The sequence below is a fragment of the Caballeronia sp. GACF4 genome (assembly GCF_023631025.1).
GTDB lineage: Bacteria > Pseudomonadota > Gammaproteobacteria > Burkholderiales > Burkholderiaceae > Caballeronia.
Window position 1 is genome coordinate 100526 of the sequence record NZ_JALQDW010000025.1, and the last position, 17238, is coordinate 117763.

Sequence of the window (17238 nt, forward strand, 5' to 3'; positions counted from 1 at the left end):
GGCAACATGTGCCAGTCGAATCGCCCGTGCACAGGCGATGAAAAACCGTTCATGCGGGCACGACGATGGTGTCCGCGGGATCGAGCGCCACGATCATCTCGGCGCCCGGCTGGGGAATGCGGCGGCGCGCCTCGAAGCTGCCGGGCTGTCTCAGGCTGATGGCCGTGCCGTCTGCGAGCACCGCGAACACGCGCAGACTTTCGCCCTGATAAAGCACTTCGGTCACGCGACAGGAAAAGCGGTTGGCGTTTGCTTGCGCGTCGCCATGCTCGATGAAAAGCTTCTCCGTCTGCACCGCGAGCAAGAGCTTCTCGCCGCGCGGCAACGGGTGCGCCGTGCGCAAGACCGTGTTGCCGAGACGCACGGCGTCGTCGCCCGCGCGGCTCACGTCGAGCAAGGTCGCCTCGCCGATGAAGCTCGCGACGAACGCATCGCAAGGACGGTCGTAGAGACGCTCGGGCGTGTCGATCTGCACGAGCTTGCCGTCTTTGAGCACGGCCACGCGGTCGCTCATGGTGAGCGCCTCGCGCTGATCGTGCGTCACGTTGACAATGGTCGCGCCAAGCCGCCGATGCAGCCGCCGCAGCTCGATCTGCATGGTCTCGCGCAATTGCTTGTCGAGCGCGGAGAGCGGCTCGTCCATCAGGATCAGTTGCGGCTCGAAGACCATCGCGCGGGCGAGCGCCACGCGTTGCTTCTGCCCGCCCGACAACTGGTCGATGCCGCGATTCTCGTAGCCCGCGAGTTCGACCATCGCCAGGGCATCGGCGACCTTCTTCGGCCAGGTGGATTTCGGCTCGCGTCGCGCACGCAGGGAGAACGCGACGTTCTCGCCCACCGTCATATGCGGAAAGAGCGCGTAGTTCTGAAACACGATGCCGATATCGCGCTTGTGCGGCGGCGCAAATGTAATGTCGCGCTCGCCGACCCAGACGCTTCCGGACGTTGGCTGCACGAAGCCGCCGAGAATGCCTAGCAGCGTGGTCTTGCCCGAACCCGACGGGCCGAGCAACGAGACGAATTCGCCCGGCGCGATGTCGAGAGAAACATCGTCGAGTGCGGCCAGCGCGCCGTAGCGCTTGGTTGCCGACCTGATCGATACGCCGGTTTTCGCTCGTGCATCCATGAGTGTCGTCTCGTGTCTTCGGGCTTGAGGATTAAGAAAAATATACGGCGCGATGTTTTTGACGGCAATTCCAAAATTGTTGGATCGGGCATAACATCAGGTCATGCCAAACCTTCGCAAGAAACTGCCCAGCGCCAACGCGCTCTTCGTCTTCGAAGCGGCCGCGCGCTGCGGTAATTTCACGCGTGCCGCGCAAGAACTTTACGTGAGTCAGCCCGCAGTCAGCCGCATGCTCGCGCGCATGGAAGACCATATCGGCGTGCGGCTTTTCGAGCGCGTGCGCGGCGGCATTGAACTGACGGAAAGCGGGCGCATTCTGTATCGCAAGATATCGGAAGGCTTCAATGGCATAGAAAGCGCCATCCGCGAAATCGAGGCACGCGCCACCGGCGTGGAGTCGGTCACGCTGTCGGTTTCCACCGCCTTCACCACGCACTGGCTGATGCCGCGCATGAGCCGGCTCAATCAGGCGTTTCCTTCGGTGGACCTGCGCTTTCAACTGATCTCGGGGCGCATTGGCGGGCCGCTCGTCGATGTCGATCTCGGCATGCGCTTCCTTCACGATGAAGAGATCGACGAGAACGCCGTGCTGGTCATGCCCGAAGCGCTGCTGCCGGTATCGAACGAGCGATACCACGAAACCGCGTGCACCGAAGCGGGCCGCGCGCATGGCGATACGGTGATCGTCATGGACGACGGCGAACGCGGCTGGCATGAGCGCTTTCACGCGTTCGCCGACCAAGAGCGGCATGTCGCCGGCATGCTCAGTTTCAACGACTACGCCATCGTCGTGCAGGCCGCGTTGCTCGGGCAAGGCATGGCGCTCGGCTGGCTCAACGTGGCGTCTCACTGGCTCGCGCAAGGCGCGCTCGTGCCGGCGGAACAGGAACTCATCGTGACGAGCCGGCGCTGCTGCCTCGTCACGCCGCCGAACCGGCCGTTGCGGCCTATCGTCGCCGACGTGCGCGACTGGCTCATCGCGGAAACGCTAGGCGACATGCGCGTCGTCGAGAGCAAGTATCCGCGGCTCGGTCTTCGCGATGCCCTTAAGGCAACCGGCATCGAGCTTGGCTGAACGCGTGTCCGCATGGTCGCGTGCGTGCTCGATGAACGTACTCGGCGTCATGCCGCACAAGCGCTTGAAATGCCGCGCGAGATGGCTTTGATCGAAAAAGCCGACTTCCGTCGCCACCACCGATCCCGGCATGCCCGCGAGCAACAGACTCTGCGCACGCCGCACCCGCACGCGGCACAGATACTTGTAGGGCGAAAGCCCGATCTGCTCGCGAAACACGGTCGCAAAGCGCGACACCGACAACGCCGAGACATCGGCGAGCTGCGCAAGACTCACGGTCTTGTCGAAATTCGCTTCGATATAGGCGAGCGCGTTGCCGAGCACGGCGGGCTTGATGTTCGCGTGGCTCTCGTGGTTCATGAAGAAGTCTCTGACGTGGCCGATTCCGCGTGTGCCGATGCGCCGCGCTGGAATCGTTGAATGGAGAACGAATCGAGAGGAATGGGTGTGGCGCCGGTATCGAGCAGTTCCGCGAGCGTTTCGCCCACGCCCGGCCCGATCTGAAACCCCGAGCCGCTGAAACCGAACGCATAGAAGAGGCCATCGGCTTTCGTGCTCGGGCCGATCACCGGTTCCGAATCCGGCAGATAGCTTTCGACGCCGCTCCAGACGCGAATCACATGCAAGGGTCCGAGCGCCGGCACCATGCGGCGAAACTGCGCCATCTGCGCGACGGTGTTTTCCGGCAGCACGCCCGCGCGGCGCGTGGCGATATCGGCGGGACCGGGCGGGCCGCCGCCGAGCACGAGATTGCCGCGCGGAATCTGGCGGAAGTACACGCTCTCGGCCTTGACTGTCGTGTAGACGCCCATCGAATGCTGGAAGACATACGGCACGGGTTCGGTCACGGCCATTTGCGGGCCGCGCGCGACGAGCGGCACAGGCTCGCCGAGTTGCGTCGACAAGGTATTGGCCCACGCGCCCGCGCATACCAGCACTTGTTCGGCGCGATAGATGTCGCCCGCCGCGCTTTCCACGCGAAAGCCGCCCGCTTCTTTCTCGATACGCACCACTTCCGTGTTCTCGACGATGCGCGCTCCGAGCCGCGTCGCCGCACGCCCGAACGCAGGCGCGGCGAGTCGTGGATTGGCGTGGCCATCGAGCGGCGAAACGGATGCGGCAAGGACTTCGCGGCCGAGGAAGGGGAAGCGCTCGAACATCGCCCGGCCTTCGAGCACTTCGAGATCGAGGCCGTGGGCGCGCGCTTCATCGGCATAGCGCTGAAAATACTCGGCGTCGTGCGCGTGATAGCAGACGCGCGTATGGCCCGAAGGCAGGAATTCGACATCTTCGCCGAGCAGTTCCCGCGAGCGTTTCCAGGTCTGCAAGGCGCGATTGGACATGGCCAGCTGCGAAAGCGCGCGGCCCTGGCGACGCACGCCGCCGAAGTTCACGCCGCTTGCCTGCTGCCCGGTGAGACCGCGTTCGAGCACGATCACGGAACGCTTACGGCGGCGCAAAAAGAATGCGGTCGTCGTGCCGACGATACCGCCGCCGATCACGATCACATCGGCGCGCTCGTTCATTCGCTCAACTCCTTTTCGATTCCTCGATGCACTTCGTCCTGCGGCGTCACGGACATCGGCAGCGGCTTGACAGGCGCTTGTCCGCGCAGACGTCCGACCGCTTCGAGCGGCACGCGCGCCTCGGCGGCGATGACTTCCGCGCCCGCGTGCGCGCAATATCGGCCCTGACAGCGGCCCATGCCGACGCGGGAAAACGCCTTCGCGCGATTCGCTTCCCGCGCGCCCATTTCGCGTACCACGCGACGCAATTCGCCCGCTGTGATGGCTTCACAGCGGCAGACGATCGCCTCGTCCGGAAGCGCGGCAGCGAAGCGCGCGGGCCACGGGAAAGCGGCCCGCAGGCCGGCGGCGAATCGCGTGAAGCGCGCAAGTTCGTCGCGTAATTGCGTGACGCGCGCGTTGTCGGGCGCGAGCCCCGCATCGTGCAAGGCGGCGAGCGCCGCGAGTTGTCCGGAGCGCTCGGCGGCGTCCGCGCCTCGCACGCGTGCGCCGTCACCCGCGAGATAGACGCCGGGCACGCTGCTGCGGCCATCGCCGTCGATGCGAGCAAGCCATTGCCGGGCGGCCTGATCGAAGACGAACTCGCAGCCCGCGAGATCGGCGAGCTGCGTTTCGGGACGGAGGTGATAGCCGAGCGCGACGGCATCGCAGGCAATATCGAGTTGCGCGCCGTTCGCCGTTTCAACGCGCACGCCGGTGACGCCATGTTCGGCCGTCCCGCCGATGCCAACCGGCGTGATGCCGCGATGCACCGCCACGCCCGCGCGACGCAATACGCGCATCAAGCCGATGCCCTTGACGAGCGTCGATGGCATGGCGAGCAGTTGCGGCAACGCGCGAATGCGTTGTGCAAGCGTCGAGGTGTCCAGCACCGCACCGACCGTCGCGCCTGCTTTGACATATTGCGCGGCGACAAGATAGAGCAGCGGTCCCGTGCCCATCAGCACCGTGCGCGCGCCGATTGCACAGCCTTGCGACTTCAGCGCGACCTGCGCGCCGCCGAGGCTATACGTGCCTGCGTGATGCCAGCCCGGCACCGGCATGAGGCGGTCGGTGGCGCCGCTGCACACGATGAGCGCGTCGAAGTCGAGCTTGCGATAGCGCGTGCCGCTGACGATATGCACCACGTTCGGTTCGATGTTCCACACGAGCGTCTCGGGCAGATAGTCGATCTGCGCGCGCAAGCCGTCGAACGTGCGATGCAGCGACTGAGCGCGGGCGGCTTCGCTGCCATAAAGCGTTTCATACGAGCGCGAAAACCCCTCGGGCTGCCGCCGATAAATCTGCCCGCCGTCGCGCCGTCCTTCATCGACCACGGTCGGACGCAAGCCCGCGCGCACGAGCGCTTCGGCTGCGCGCACGCCCGCCGGTCCGCCGCCGATGACCACGACCTTCAAACGCTCGCGCGCGGCCATACACCCTCCTTCGTCTGACCGATGCGTGTGACGATCGACATGCCTTCTTCAACCGGCGTCGTGCAGGCGCGCAGGCGTTCGCCGCTCGCGGTCCAAACCCAGCAATCCTGGCACGCGCCCATCAGGCAGAAACCGGCGCGGCGGCCATCGCCGAACTCGGAATCGCGCAAGGTGTCTTGCGCCGTCAGCAGCGCGACCATCAGCGTGTCGCCTTCCTTGGCCTGTGCGATGCTGCCGTCGATAACGATGGTCACCGTTTTGCGCCCCGTCTCCGCCACTCTCACGAAACGTGCGTTCATGCAGCCACCGCGTTGTCTTGTGTCTGCATGCGCGTGAGGTCGTCGGCCGAGCGGTGGCACAGAATGGCGGCGCCCGAAGGCAAGGTCTTGACCGATGGCGGTGTCACATTGCACTTGCCGTCGATGCGCACCGTGCAACGCGCACGGAAGCTGCACAACGCATCCACGCCGCTATCCGAGCCGAGCACGGGCAAGGCAGTCAGCGTCGATGCGCGCCGCTCGTCGAGCCAGCCCGGTTGCAGCGCAGGCACCGAATCGACGAGCAGACCCGTGTACGGGTGATACGGCGGATGCGAAAGCGACTCGCGCTGGCCCGCTTCGACACACTGGCCCGCATACAGCACGATGACTTCGTCGCAGATGGCCCGCACCGTCGAGATGTCGTGGCTGATGAACATGAGCGAGACGCCGAGTTCGCGGCGCAATTCCGCGAGCAGATCGAGAATGGCCGCGCCGACCACCGTATCGAGCGCGGACGTGACTTCGTCGCAGAGAATGAGCGCGGGGTCGGCGGCGAGCGCGCGCGCCAGATTCACGCGCTGCTTCTGTCCGCCCGACAAACCGCCCGGCTGGCGCTTCGCAATCGCTGCGGGCAGTTTCACCAGATCGAGCAGTTCCAGCATGCGCTTCCGTGCCGCCGCACCGCGCAGGCCGTGATAGAAGTTCATCGGCCGCGCGAGAATATCGGCGATGGTACGGCTCGGGTTGAGCGCGGTATCGGCGTTCTGGAACACGATCTGCACGCGCCGGTATTGTTCGAGCGTACGTTCGGAGAGCTTGGCCGGCAGCGGCTTGCCGTCGAGCAGCACGTCGCCGCGCGCCCGGTCCACCAGACCCGCGACCACGCGTGCAAGCGTCGTCTTGCCCGATCCCGATTCGCCGATCACACCGAGCGTGCTGCCACGCGAGATCTTCAGGCTCACGTCGTCGAGCACGCGCACGGCGGGCACGCCGTTCGCATCGACACGGCCATAACCCGCGCTCAGGCGGCGAATTTCCAGCAACGGCTTTGCGCCCTGACTGGTGAGCGGCGAGAGTTCGGCGAGCAGCGCATCGGGGCGGCGCACCGCGCCGAGCAACTGGCGCGTGTAATCGTCGGCGGGAGCGTCGAGCACTTGCGCGGTCGCGCCGTTCTCGCGCACGCGTCCGCCGTTCAGCACGACGATGCGGTCCGCCATCTGCGCCACCACGGCGAGGTCGTGCGATACGTACACCGCCGTCGTGCCGAGTTCGCGCACCACGCGCTTGAATGCGGCGAGGACTTCGATCTGCGTGGTCACATCGAGCGCGGTGGTCGGTTCGTCGAACACGACGACGGCGGGATCGGTGATCAGCGCCATCGCGGCCATCAACCGCTGCAACTGCCCGCCCGAGACCTGATGCGGATACCGGTCGCCAATGCTTTCCGGATTCGGCAACGCGAGCGCGCGGAACAACGCGACCGCCTTCTCGCGCGCCGCCGCGGCGGACATGAGTTTGTGCAGCAACGCGGGCTCGGTCACCTGATCCATGATCGTGCGTGCCGGATTGAATCCCGCCGACGCGCTCTGCGCCACATAAGCCACCGTGCGCGAGCGCAGCGCGCGACGGCCCTTTTCACTCAGTTCGAGCACTTCGGTGTCGCCGATCTTGACGGAACCGCCCGCAATCGCGCAGCCGGTGCGCGCATGGCCGAGCAGCGCCAGCGCAATCGTCGTCTTGCCCGAGCCCGACTCGCCGATCAGCGCGAGCACTTCGCCCTTCTTCACGACGAAGTCCACGCCTTTGACGATCTCGACGACCGGGTCCGGCGCCGCGCCCGCGACCACGCGCAGGCCTTTCACTTCGATCATGTTGGTGGTCATTGCGCGCCTCCGTTGCCGCGCGCACCGTGGCGGCGCAGGCTGTCGATGAGCAGATTCACGCCGACCGTCAGCGTGGCGATGGCGACCGCCGGCATGAGCACGGCCGGCGCGCCTTCCGCGAGACCGCCGATGTTCTCGCGCACGAGCGAACCCCAGTCCGCGTTCGGCGGCTGGACACCGAGGCCGAGAAAGCTCAGGCCCGACAGCAGCAACACGATGAACACGAAGCGCAGGCCGAAGTCGGCGAGCATCGGGTGGATCATGTTCGGCAGCACTTCGACGCGAGCGATATAGAACAGCTTCTCGCCGCGCGCTCTTGCCACCTGCACGTATTCGAGCGTCATGATGTTGACCGCGAGCGAGCGCGAAATGCGGAACGCGCCGGGAATGTAGGCGAGCGCGGCGACCATCGTCAGCATGGGAATCGACGAGCCGAACGCGGCGATCACCACCAGCGCGAGCACCTTGCTCGGAATGGAGATGAGCGCATCGAAGAAGCGGCTCAGGATTTCATCGACCCAGCGGCCAGACACAGCCGCGATCAGACCGAAAAACGTGCCGATGAAACTCGCGAGCAGCGTCGCCGCGAGCGCGAGGCCCACCGTGTACTGCGTGCCGTACAGCACGCGGGAAAGCATGTCGCGGCCGAGATAATCGGTGCCGAGCCAGTGCGCCGCGCTATAGCTGCCGAAGATGTCGATGGAAGTCATCGCGCCGCCTTTGTACGGCGCGACGAGCGGAGCCAGGAACGCGACCGCGAGCCAGAACACGACGATGAAAAGACCGATCAAGCCGAGCACCGAGAAGCGTCCGGCGAGACGCCGCAGCGGGCCGCGCTTCTGCACGATGACCGGCGCTTCGGCCACGTCCGGTATTCCGGGCTCCGGCTCGTACATGACCTGCGAGGCGTGTGGCACGTGAGGTGTCGAGGGACGATTCATCGTTGACGCAGCCGTGGGTTGGATACGATCTGGGCCAGGTCGGCAATCAGCACGAGCGCGAGATACGCCGCGCAGAACACCATGACGCAGCCCTGCACGAGCGGCATGTCGCGGTTGGTGACGGCATCGACCATGAGGCTTGCAAGACCGGGATAGTTAAAAATCGATTCGACGATCACCACGCCGCCGAAGAGATACGAGAGACTCAGCGCCACCGCGTTCGCAATCGGCCCGATGGTGTTGGGTAAGACGTGCCGCAACACCACGCGCATCGGCGATGCGCCCTTTAGACGCGCCATCTCCACGTAAGACGCGTTGAGCTGATCCAACACCGCCGCGCGCGTCATGCGTGCCATTTGCGCGACGATCACGCAGCAGAGCGTCATCACTGGCATCGCGTAGACCCGCAAGAGCGCGCCGAACGACGACACATCCGAGAGATACGAGAGCGCTGGCAGCCAGCGCAGCTTCACCGCGAAGATCAGGACGGCGATGGTCGCGACGAGAAACTCGGGCACGGCCACGGTCGAAAGCGTCAGCACGTTGAGCGCGCGGTCGAGCAGCGAGCCGCGAAACATGGCCGATACGATGCCGATGAAGAGCGCCACCGGCACCGAAACCAGCGCGGTCAAACCGGCCAGCACGAGCGAATTCGGCAGACGCGAGGCGATCAGCTGACTCACCGGGAGATTGTTCGACAGCGACGTGCCGAAGTTGCCCGAGACCACATGCACGAGCCATTGCACGTAGCGTTGTAGCGCGGGCTGATCGAGCCCGTACTCGTGACGCAGGGCCGTGACCTGCTCGGGCGTGGCCGCCTGGCCGAGCGCCTGCTGTGCGGCATCGCCGGGCAAGAGACCCGTGATGCCGAACACCACCGCCGAGACGATCAGCAAGGTCAGCAACGCGAGGCCGATGCGCGTGGCGACGAGTCGTTGCGCATGAACTTTCATCGGATATCGCCTCCGGTTTGAGGTTCGCGCGCCGTCCGTTGAGGGCGCGCGATGTCGCTTGAGACGCAGCGTGCTTTACGCCGTGAGCCAGACCTTTTCCGCGAACATGAAGCCGCCGAGACCGGCGAGCGGAATCGAGCCGAGGCCCTTGAGCTTCGCGGTGTGGGCATCGAGGGAACTCTGGAACATCGGAATGCCGATGCCGCCGTCCTCGTGCACGAGCTGTTGCATGTCGCCGTAGATCTTCTTGCGCTTGGCGTCGTCCGGCTCGCCGCGCGCGGCCACCAGCATCTGGTCGAACTGCGGGTTCTTCCAGTTGGCTTCGTTCCACGGTGCATCGGACTTGAAGAACTGCGTGAACAGCACATCCGCGCTCGGGCGTGCGTTGATGTTGCCGTAGCCGAGCGGATGCTTCATCCAGTGATTCGACCAATAGCCGTCGGCGGGCACGCGCACCACTTGCAGATTCAGGCCCGCTTGCGGCGCGACCTGTTGCAAGAGCACGGCCATTTCGACCGAACCCTCAGCCGCCGGCGATGCGTACAGTTGCACCGGCGCGCTGCCGAGCTTCGCCTTCTGGAAGTAGAACTTGGCCTTGTCCGGATCGAACTTGCGTTGCGGCAGACCGGCCATGTAGTACTTGTTGGTCGGATCGATCGGCTGGTCGTTGCCGATTGCGCCATAGCCGCGAAACACGGTCTGGCGAATCTGGTCGCGATCCATCAAGTGCATCATGCCGCGCCGGAAATCGCTCGTGCCCGTGATGCCGCCGTCGTCGCGCACGATCAGGTCGGTGTATTGACCCGTCTTCGTTTCCAGCACGTTGAAGCCTTGCGTGCCCTTGATGCGGTCCGTCGAGCGCGCGCTCACCGCGTTGATCAGTTGCACGTCGCCGGACAGAAGCGCGTTGACGCGCGCGGATTCATCGGCGATACCGATCAGCTCCACTTCGTCCAGATGCGGCAGGCCCGGCTTCCAGTACTTCTCGTTGCGCACGCCGACCGTACGCACGCCCGGCGTGAATTCCTTGACCTTGAACGGACCCGTGCCGATCGCCGTCTTGAAGTCGGTGGTGCCGTCCTTGATGATGAGGAAGTGCGAATCCGCGAGAATCACGGGCAGGTCGGCGTTCGCGCCGGCGAGCGTGATGGTCACTTCGTTCGGGCCGGTGGCCTTCACGTCCTTGAACTGGTCGGCAATGGTCTTGGCCTTCGAGCCGACCGCTGCATCCTTGTGACGCATCAGCGAATAGATCACGTCCTGCGGCGCAAGCGACTTGCCGTCGTGGAACTGCACGCCGCTTCTGAGCTTCACGACCCACACGGTCGCGTCTTTCGTTTCGAGCGATTCAGCCAGCGACATCTGCGCGCCGAGATGCGAATCCAGTTCGGTCAGGCCGTTGTAGATCATGAAGCCGCGCACGTAGTCGGTGCCGAGCGCGCCCTTGGCGGGGTCGAGCGTATCGGCGGACGAAGACGATTGCGTCGCCACGCGAATCCGTCCGCCCTGCTTCGGCTTTTCCTGCGCGAACGCGGCGCCGCTCACGGAAAGCAGGCCCGTGCCGGTGACGGACAGCAAGCCGCCCGCGGTCAGCGCGCGCAGCACGCTACGGCGCGACGCGCCTTTTTTCGTCAGTTCGTCGAGCCGGATACCGGCATGGTCGACTGCATCAGGCGATTGATCGATGCTCATGAACTTCTCCGCGTGAGATTGGGGCTGAATGAATCGCCGGCTCGGTTGTTTCCGGCTGGCTGTATTTGCTTCGATGCTTCGATGCTTCAATAGAAAACGTCTTTGATCGAGTAGTACGCACCGACCAACGGCAGGAACCACGGCTTGCCCGTGTGACCCGGAATGGCGGGCCAGTCGAAATCGCGCCACGGATTGGCGTCGGCCTTGCCGTTCATCACGTCGGCCATGACCTGGCCCATGTGCGTGGACATCTGCGTGCCGTGGCCGCTGTAACCCATCGAAAAGTAGATGCCGTCGTGCTGCCCGGCGCGCGGCAGACGGTCCGCGGTGATATCGACGAGACCGCCCCAGCAATAGTCGATGCCTACGCTCGCGAGACTCGGGAACATCTGCGCGAGGTTGTCCTGCAGGATGCGGCCGCTCTTCGCATCCGAAGGTCTTTCGGATGCTGTGAAGCGCGCGCGTCCGCCGAACAACAAACGCGCATCCGGCGTCACGCGAAAATAGTTATGCATGAGGCGGCTCGTGGTGTAGGAGCGGCGCTTGGGCAAGATGCGCGCGAGCTCTTCTGCCGGCAGCGGCGCGGTCACGATGATGAACGAGCCCACCGGCGCGAGCCTGCGTCTGTACCATGAGAACGGACCGTGCTTGGAAGGACCGGTCGCGATCAACACTTGCTTTGCGCTCACCGCGCCGCGCGCCGTATCGATTCGAAATCCGCCGTCTTTCTTCGTGATGCCGCGCACTTCCGCATGTTCGAAGAGCTTCGCGCCTTGCCGCACGGCGGCGTTCGCAAGACCCGCCGCGAACTTGCCCATATGCATCTGGCCACCATGACGTTGCAGCAAGCCGCCATGAAAACTGTCCGACTGCACTTCGCCGCGAACCTGTTCGCGAGTCAGCACGTCGATATCGGGATCGACTTCGCGGCGAATGAGTTCGGCGGTCCGTTCGATATGCGCGAGATGATGCGGCTTCGACGCGAGCTTGAGCTTACCCGTCGAAACATAATCGCAATCGATACCTTCCTCGCGAATCAAACGCTCGACGGTATCGACGGCGGCCGCATACGCGCGATAACAGCCCTGCGCACGCTCGACGCCCAGTTGCGAGCGCAACGCCGCATAGTCCTGCGCCACGCCGGTGTTGCACTGGCCGCCGTTGCGCCCGGAAGCGCCGCCGCCCATTTTCCCCGCATCGAACACGGCGACGCTCGCGCCGCGTTTGGCAAGCGCCAGCGCCGCCGACAGACCGGTGAAGCCGCCGCCGATCACCGCCACATCGACCCGGCCATCGGCCGGGCCTTCCTGCGCCGCCGTGAAGGCGGGTGCGGTATCGAGCCAGTAGGAGTCGAGTTTCATCGGCGGGTCCGGAGGATGACGATTACAGGCCGAGCTCGGTGGCGAGATCGCCGATGGTGTCGACTTCGTAGTACTCGTAGTACGGCGTGCTCGGCTCGTGGCCGCGCTTGACGAACGCCTTGTGCTTCACGCCCATGTCGTGCGCGGTCATCAGGTCGTAGCGCAGGCTCGACGACACGTGCAGCACGTCTTCGGGGTTGCAGTCGAGCTGGTCGAACATGTACTCGAAGCCTTGCATGCGCGGCTTGTACGACTGCGCCTGCTGTGCCGTGAACACGCGATGGAACGGCGCGCCGAGCTTGTCGACGTTGCTTTGAATCTGGTCATTCGATGCGTTGGAGAGAATCACGAGCTTGTACTTCGAAGCGAGACGCGACAGACCTTCCGGGACGTCCGGATGCGGCCCCCAGCTCGGCACGGCGAGGTAGTACTTTTCGGCTTCGGCTTCGTTGAACTCGACGTTCATGCGCTGGCACGCACGGCGCACGGCATTGACGATGACATCGCGATACGGCTTCCACGCGCCGAGCACTTCGTCGCGGCGGTATCCGGAAAAGAATGCGACGAACTTTTCAAGCTCGGCGCCCTTCAGACGGTCGCCGTACATCTCGCGGGCCATATCGGCCATGCGGAACTTCGTCAGCGTGCCGTAGCAGTCGAAGGTGATGTACTTAGGCTCGAAATCGATCATGGTGTCAGTCCTATCGGGTAATGAACCGCGCAGGGTTCAGGGGCGAGGGCCAGGAAAAACGCATTTCCTGAAGAAAATTTAATCAGGGCAAAAATACTGATGTCGTTGAATGCGGGTGCTTCGACCATGCAAAACAACTCGTTTCGAGGCATGTCCGCAGCAGCTTATGCGGCGCGTTTCCGACGCACGATCGATCGTTCATTGACCGATGTCGATCAGCACGCTCTTGATGCGCAAATTGGCTTCGAAGGCTTGCCGCCCGAGGTCCTTGCCGATGCCCGAACCCTTGTAGCCGCCGGTGGGAATCACGAAGTCGCTGGTCCGGCCGTAGCGGTTGACCCACACCGTGCCCGCCTCGATGCCGCGCACCATACGCAGCGCGCGGCCGAGGTCTGCAGTGTGCACGCCGGCGGCGAGGCCATAGTCGGGGTGAGCGGCGAGTGCGAGCGCTTCCTCTTCGCTGTCGAAGGCCTGCAAGGTCAGCACCGGGCCGAAGATTTCGTGGCGCACGGCTTCCGTTTCCTGTGTCACGCCGGTCAGAAGCGTCGGCGCATAGAACGGTCCGGGCGTCGCGGCATGCGGGCGTTCTCCGCCGCAGCGCAGCGCGGCGCCGCTCGCGACGCTGCGTTGTACGATCGCTTCGATACGCGCGGCTTGCGGCTCGGAGATGATCGGCGGCAAGGTGGTGTCGGCGGCCCAGGTCGGTCCGGCATGCAGTTCGCCGAATACATGTGCAATGCGATCGGCGAGTTCATCCGCGATCGAACGCTCGACCAGGAGCCGCGATCCCGCGACGCATACCTGGCCCGCGTTGCCGGCGATCGCACCGGCGATACGCCGCGCGACTTCATCGATACGCGGGGCATCCGCGAAGACGATCTGCGGACTCTTGCCGCCCAGTTCCAGCGTCACGGGCTTGGTGCCGGTCTCGGCGCAGGCGGCCATGATCGCGGCGCCCGTGCGTGTCGATCCCGTGAACGTCACCTTGGCGATGCGCGGATGACGCACGAGCGCGTCGCCGGTCGTGCGGCCATCGCCCTGAACGACATTGAAGATGCCTGGCGGCACGCCTGCTTCGAGCGCGAGCCGGGCGAGACGCAGCACCGAAAACGGCGTCATCTCCGAAGGCTTGAGAACCACCGCGTTACCGGCCGCGAGCGCCGGTGCGATCTTCCACGACGCCATCACCAGCGGAAAATTCCACGGTGCGATGGCGCCGATCACGCCATACGGCTCGGTCATGGTCATGCCGAGATGCCGATGATCCGTCGCCGCGACCTCACCGCCGATCTTGTCGGCGAGTTCCGCGTAGAAGCGGATGCCTTCGGCGGTGAACGGCACGTCCCAGTTGAATGCATCGCGCACGGGACGCGTGGAGCCGAGCGCTTCGAGCGGCGCGAGCGTGGCGGCGTCGGCGGCAACGAGATCCGCGAAACGGCGCAGCACGCGGGCCCGCTCGCGCGGCGCGCAGCTTGCCCAGCCGCTCGTGCGCCACGCGGTGTAGGCGTTCTGCACGGCGTGGTCGATCATGGCCGCATCGGCGACTGGAATGGATGCGTACGCGACGCCATCCGAAGGCCGCGTGACGTCGATGCGCGTGGTGCCTGCATCGACGAACTCGCCACCGATGAAGTGGCCGCGCGGCACGGCAATGACGGCGGGATCGAAACGGTCCATGTGCTTGGGCCTTGTATGCGTTGATGTCGTATGAAATCTTAGGTCCGAAGGCCCGGCATAATTCGCTGACAAAATTGCGCAATCGGCATATCGGGCGCGTTCTTGCACGCCTAACCCGTGGTTTTGCATTGCATCAAAGGCGCAACGCTTGATAGGAAGATCGTCCTAGTCATGCGCGTTGTGCGGTGTCACAGTCGCGATAACCGTCTACAGAACGCTCAGAACCAGGAGGCCGGCGTGCCCGACTCTAATCAGCACGATGCGATTCGATATCGCGCTTTCACGCCCGACGACATCGCGGCAGGACACGCGTTGTCGAGCGCCGTCCGGTGGCGGCATCGTCCGGACGACTGGCGGTTTGCCGCGCGGACCAGCAGCGGCATCGCCGCCGTCGACGCTTCCGGCGCGGTGGTCGGTACGGCACTCGCATGGAAGTTCGGTTTGGAGGCCGCGTCCATCGGCATGTTCATCGTGTCGCCGGAGCATCAGCAACTCGGCATCGGCCGTGAGCTGATCGAGCGGCACATACGGGAACTCGGCGCGCGCACGGTCGTCATGCATGCGATCGGTTCCGGGCTCGCGCTATGCGAAACGCTCGGCTTCCAGAAGACCGGCACCATCCATCAGCATCAGGGCGCGGCGTTTCAGCCGCCGCTCGTTTCGCTGCCGCCGGGCGAGCGGCTGCGGCCCATCGGCGCGAACGACACGCCGCGTCTGGTCGATCTCGCCTCGCGTGCAAGCGGGCTGGATCGCAGCGCCGTGCTGCCGCAATTGCTCGATGTCGCAAGCGGTATCGCGCTCGATCGCGACGGCGAGTTGCTCGGCTTCGCATTGTTCCGGCGCTTCGGCGACGGTCATGTGATCGGCCCGGTGGTCGCGCCCGACTCGCCGAATGAAAGCCGCGCGAAAGCGCTCATCAGTTATTGGCTCGCGCTGCATGCAGGTATGTTCGTACGTGTCGATACCCCCGCGAGGCTCGGACTTTCGACATGGCTCGAAGGCCTCGGCTTGCCGCATGTCGACAGCATCGAGCGCGTGGTGCGCAATGGTCCCTTGCCCGTCGATGCCACATCGATCGAATACGCCATCGCCAGTCAGGCGTTAGGTTAGGGCTTGTCATCGCGAGCTTGCCGCTTCCCCGTCCGATGCTTTATATAGTGAGTGGCCGCGTCGTTTGCGAATGGACGCACTCCACGCACCGAACAGTTCGACGGAGCTTCGACATGGTTCGTCTCGTGATGATTCTTCTCGGCGTGGACTATCTGCGCACGCGCTGGCGCGAAGTCATGGTGCTCGGCTTTCTGAGCATCGCGCTGGGCGGAGTCATTTTCGTCGATGCCCTCGACGGCTCGCTGTACTTTCCCATCATCCCGTTCGCGCTCGCCTTGCTGCTCGAAGGACTCGCCACGCTTGCGGTTGCATGGACCGGCATGGGCGGGCAACGCACGCTGCGCTACGTTAAGAGCGCGGCGTTCTCTTTGTCGGCGCTGCTCGTGCTGATCGGCGGCGAGCGCGGCAACTTCGTGCTGTCGCTCATCTTCGGCACGCTCTTTCTCGTAGATGGCGCGTTGCAGATCGTCTCCGCGCGCGTGGTCCGCTATCGCCGCTGGAAGCTCGCGATGGCAGGCGGCGTGTTCGAGATCGCCATCGCCATTTTCTTCTACCAGCCGTATCCGGATTACTACGCGGGCACGGTGGCTTATTGCGTGGCGTTTGGCCTTTTCTTCGGTGGATGGAACATGCTGCTGCTCGCCTCGCGCGTGCGGCGTCTCGCGCGCAACCCCGCAGCCGATGACGCCGCGGCCGCCGCAGCTGCATCGCAGGCGTCCGTGCAGGCGGCACGCACGCCGGTCGCGGGCGTCGTCTGGGACGGCCCTCCCGGACCCGACGAAGCCGCCTTGACCGTGCATGTATGGACGCCGGTCGGCACCGCGAAGATGCAGCCGCGCAGGCAGTTGATCATCGACCGGTACATTGCCGCCGTCGACCGCAACGGCACCATCTCGACCGGCCATGCCGCGCTCGAAACGCCCGAGGGCGTGTATATCAGCCTGTATCCGGCGGTGGAGATAGACCGCTCGCCGGACGAGTTCTCGCGCCTCTTGCGTGCGACCCGCGATAACGATGTGCCCGGCATGTTTCAACCCGACTACGCGACCGAATCGAAAGCATGGTGCCCGTCGACGCAACAGGTACGCATCCGCAATTACGATCCCGAAAGGCTCGCGCGCTTCTGGCAGGAATATCAGCGCGATACGACCTATAACCTCACGTATCGAAACTGTTCGAGCACCGTGGCGCGCGCGCTCGAAGCGGCCATCGAAGGCGCATCGGCGCGTGTGTGGGGCAAGCGCGGCGGGTGGAATCCGCTCGTGCGCATCATGACGACGCCCGAGCTATGGGTGGCGGCGCAAGTGCGCAAGCGCGCGGCGACCATGGCGTGGACGCCGGGCCTGACGCTCGACTACGCGCGCGCGCTCAGCATGTTGGCCGATCCGCGCCGTTCGGGCTGGGTGAAGATGGCGCGCATTGCGCTGGCGACGATGTATCGATCGCGTCAGCGCTGGCGTGCGGAAGAAGAGGCGGCGCAAGACGCCGCCGCGCAAGCCGGGCAAGTGAAGGAACCGGGCTGAACGCC

Annotated in this window: 16 protein-coding genes; 3 read left to right on the forward strand and 13 right to left on the reverse strand. The window is 64.8% G+C overall.

Going from position 1 to position 17238, the window contains the following annotated elements; all coding sequences use genetic code 11:
• Positions 1-49: 49 nt before the first annotated feature.
• Positions 50-1126, reverse strand: a complete 1077-nt coding sequence (locus NCR40_RS22775) for an ABC transporter ATP-binding protein (RefSeq protein WP_250510723.1) — start codon at positions 1124-1126, stop codon at positions 50-52.
• A gap of 103 nt (positions 1127-1229) precedes the next feature.
• Here NCR40_RS22775 and NCR40_RS22780 point away from each other — a divergent pair, with 103 nt between their 5' ends.
• Positions 1230-2201: a LysR family transcriptional regulator gene (locus NCR40_RS22780; protein ID WP_250494137.1), complete on the forward strand. Its 972-nt coding sequence runs from the start codon at positions 1230-1232 to the stop codon at positions 2199-2201.
• On the opposite strand, the gene NCR40_RS22785 is transcribed toward NCR40_RS22780, so the two are convergent.
• From NCR40_RS22785 to NCR40_RS22835, 12 genes are all read right to left on the reverse strand, one after another.
• A complete protein-coding gene (locus NCR40_RS22785) occupies positions 2115-2561 on the reverse strand; it encodes a helix-turn-helix domain-containing protein (protein ID WP_250510724.1) in 447 nt (148 codons plus the stop codon). The two genes, NCR40_RS22780 and NCR40_RS22785, sit on opposite strands and share 87 nt — an antisense overlap.
• Positions 2558-3727, reverse strand: a complete 1170-nt coding sequence (locus tag NCR40_RS22790; protein WP_250510725.1) for an NAD(P)/FAD-dependent oxidoreductase — start codon at positions 3725-3727, stop codon at positions 2558-2560. The genes NCR40_RS22785 and NCR40_RS22790 overlap by 4 nt, the downstream gene beginning before the upstream one ends.
• A complete protein-coding gene (locus NCR40_RS22795; protein ID WP_250510726.1) occupies positions 3724-5142 on the reverse strand; it encodes an FAD/NAD(P)-dependent oxidoreductase in 1419 nt (472 codons plus the stop codon). Before NCR40_RS22795 ends, NCR40_RS22790 begins: the two co-directional genes overlap by 4 nt.
• A complete protein-coding gene (locus NCR40_RS22800; protein ID WP_244830119.1) occupies positions 5121-5441 on the reverse strand; it encodes a (2Fe-2S)-binding protein in 321 nt (106 codons plus the stop codon). The genes NCR40_RS22795 and NCR40_RS22800 overlap by 22 nt, the downstream gene beginning before the upstream one ends.
• Positions 5438-7285 (reverse strand): ABC transporter ATP-binding protein, encoded by a 1848-nt coding sequence (locus tag NCR40_RS22805; RefSeq protein WP_250510727.1) that lies wholly within the window; start codon positions 7283-7285, stop codon positions 5438-5440. The genes NCR40_RS22800 and NCR40_RS22805 overlap by 4 nt, the downstream gene beginning before the upstream one ends.
• A complete protein-coding gene (locus NCR40_RS22810; protein WP_250468441.1) occupies positions 7282-8226 on the reverse strand; it encodes an ABC transporter permease in 945 nt (314 codons plus the stop codon). Before NCR40_RS22810 ends, NCR40_RS22805 begins: the two co-directional genes overlap by 4 nt.
• Positions 8223-9179, reverse strand: coding sequence for an ABC transporter permease (locus NCR40_RS22815; RefSeq protein ID WP_244830116.1), 957 nt, complete (start codon positions 9177-9179; stop codon positions 8223-8225). Before NCR40_RS22815 ends, NCR40_RS22810 begins: the two co-directional genes overlap by 4 nt.
• Before the next feature lie 75 nt (positions 9180-9254).
• On the reverse strand, positions 9255-10871 hold the full coding sequence (locus NCR40_RS22820) for an ABC transporter substrate-binding protein (protein WP_244830115.1): 1617 nt from the start codon (positions 10869-10871) through the stop codon (positions 9255-9257).
• Between the two features lie 86 nt (positions 10872-10957).
• Positions 10958-12232, reverse strand: coding sequence for an NAD(P)/FAD-dependent oxidoreductase (locus NCR40_RS22825; protein ID WP_250510728.1), 1275 nt, complete (start codon positions 12230-12232; stop codon positions 10958-10960).
• 22 nt (positions 12233-12254) lie between these two features.
• Positions 12255-12923, reverse strand: coding sequence for a haloacid dehalogenase type II (locus NCR40_RS22830; protein WP_250468443.1), 669 nt, complete (start codon positions 12921-12923; stop codon positions 12255-12257).
• The gene (locus NCR40_RS31350) at positions 12920-13051 is read right to left on the reverse strand and encodes a hypothetical protein (RefSeq protein WP_255784709.1); all 132 of its coding nucleotides are present in this window, start codon (positions 13049-13051) and stop codon (positions 12920-12922) included. Before NCR40_RS31350 ends, NCR40_RS22830 begins: the two co-directional genes overlap by 4 nt.
• Positions 13052-13121: 70 nt before the next feature.
• On the reverse strand, positions 13122-14600 hold the full coding sequence (locus NCR40_RS22835) for an aldehyde dehydrogenase family protein (RefSeq protein ID WP_250510729.1): 1479 nt from the start codon (positions 14598-14600) through the stop codon (positions 13122-13124).
• A gap of 237 nt (positions 14601-14837) precedes the next feature.
• Here NCR40_RS22835 and NCR40_RS22840 point away from each other — a divergent pair, with 237 nt between their 5' ends.
• Together NCR40_RS22840 and NCR40_RS22845 are read left to right on the forward strand one after the other, a co-directional pair.
• Positions 14838-15710, forward strand: coding sequence for a GNAT family N-acetyltransferase (locus tag NCR40_RS22840; RefSeq protein WP_250510730.1), 873 nt, complete (start codon positions 14838-14840; stop codon positions 15708-15710).
• Positions 15711-15823: 113 nt separating this feature from the next.
• Entirely contained in the window at positions 15824-17233 is a 1410-nt protein-coding gene (locus tag NCR40_RS22845) for an HdeD family acid-resistance protein (RefSeq protein WP_244830110.1), read from the forward strand.
• The last annotated feature ends 5 nt before the right edge of the window (positions 17234-17238 follow it).

Coding starts and splice junctions, on each gene's coding strand:
- NCR40_RS22845 (WP_244830110.1), top strand. CDS start 15,824: ATGGTTCGTCTCGTGATGATTCTTCTCGGCGTGGACTATCTGCGCACG.
- NCR40_RS22780 (WP_250494137.1), top strand. CDS start 1,230: ATGCCAAACCTTCGCAAGAAACTGCCCAGCGCCAACGCGCTCTTCGTC.
- NCR40_RS22805 (WP_250510727.1), bottom strand. CDS start 7,285: ATGACCACCAACATGATCGAAGTGAAAGGCCTGCGCGTGGTCGCGGGC.
- NCR40_RS22785 (WP_250510724.1), bottom strand. CDS start 2,561: ATGAACCACGAGAGCCACGCGAACATCAAGCCCGCCGTGCTCGGCAAC.
- NCR40_RS22830 (WP_250468443.1), bottom strand. CDS start 12,923: ATGATCGATTTCGAGCCTAAGTACATCACCTTCGACTGCTACGGCACG.
- NCR40_RS31350 (WP_255784709.1), bottom strand. CDS start 13,051: ATGGTCGAAGCACCCGCATTCAACGACATCAGTATTTTTGCCCTGATT.
- NCR40_RS22810 (WP_250468441.1), bottom strand. CDS start 8,226: ATGAATCGTCCCTCGACACCTCACGTGCCACACGCCTCGCAGGTCATG.
- NCR40_RS22815 (WP_244830116.1), bottom strand. CDS start 9,179: ATGAAAGTTCATGCGCAACGACTCGTCGCCACGCGCATCGGCCTCGCG.
- NCR40_RS22795 (WP_250510726.1), bottom strand. CDS start 5,142: ATGGCCGCGCGCGAGCGTTTGAAGGTCGTGGTCATCGGCGGCGGACCG.
- NCR40_RS22825 (WP_250510728.1), bottom strand. CDS start 12,232: ATGAAACTCGACTCCTACTGGCTCGATACCGCACCCGCCTTCACGGCG.
- NCR40_RS22835 (WP_250510729.1), bottom strand. CDS start 14,600: ATGGACCGTTTCGATCCCGCCGTCATTGCCGTGCCGCGCGGCCACTTC.
- NCR40_RS22775 (WP_250510723.1), bottom strand. CDS start 1,126: ATGGATGCACGAGCGAAAACCGGCGTATCGATCAGGTCGGCAACCAAG.
- NCR40_RS22790 (WP_250510725.1), bottom strand. CDS start 3,727: ATGAACGAGCGCGCCGATGTGATCGTGATCGGCGGCGGTATCGTCGGC.
- NCR40_RS22800 (WP_244830119.1), bottom strand. CDS start 5,441: ATGAACGCACGTTTCGTGAGAGTGGCGGAGACGGGGCGCAAAACGGTG.
- NCR40_RS22820 (WP_244830115.1), bottom strand. CDS start 10,871: ATGAGCATCGATCAATCGCCTGATGCAGTCGACCATGCCGGTATCCGG.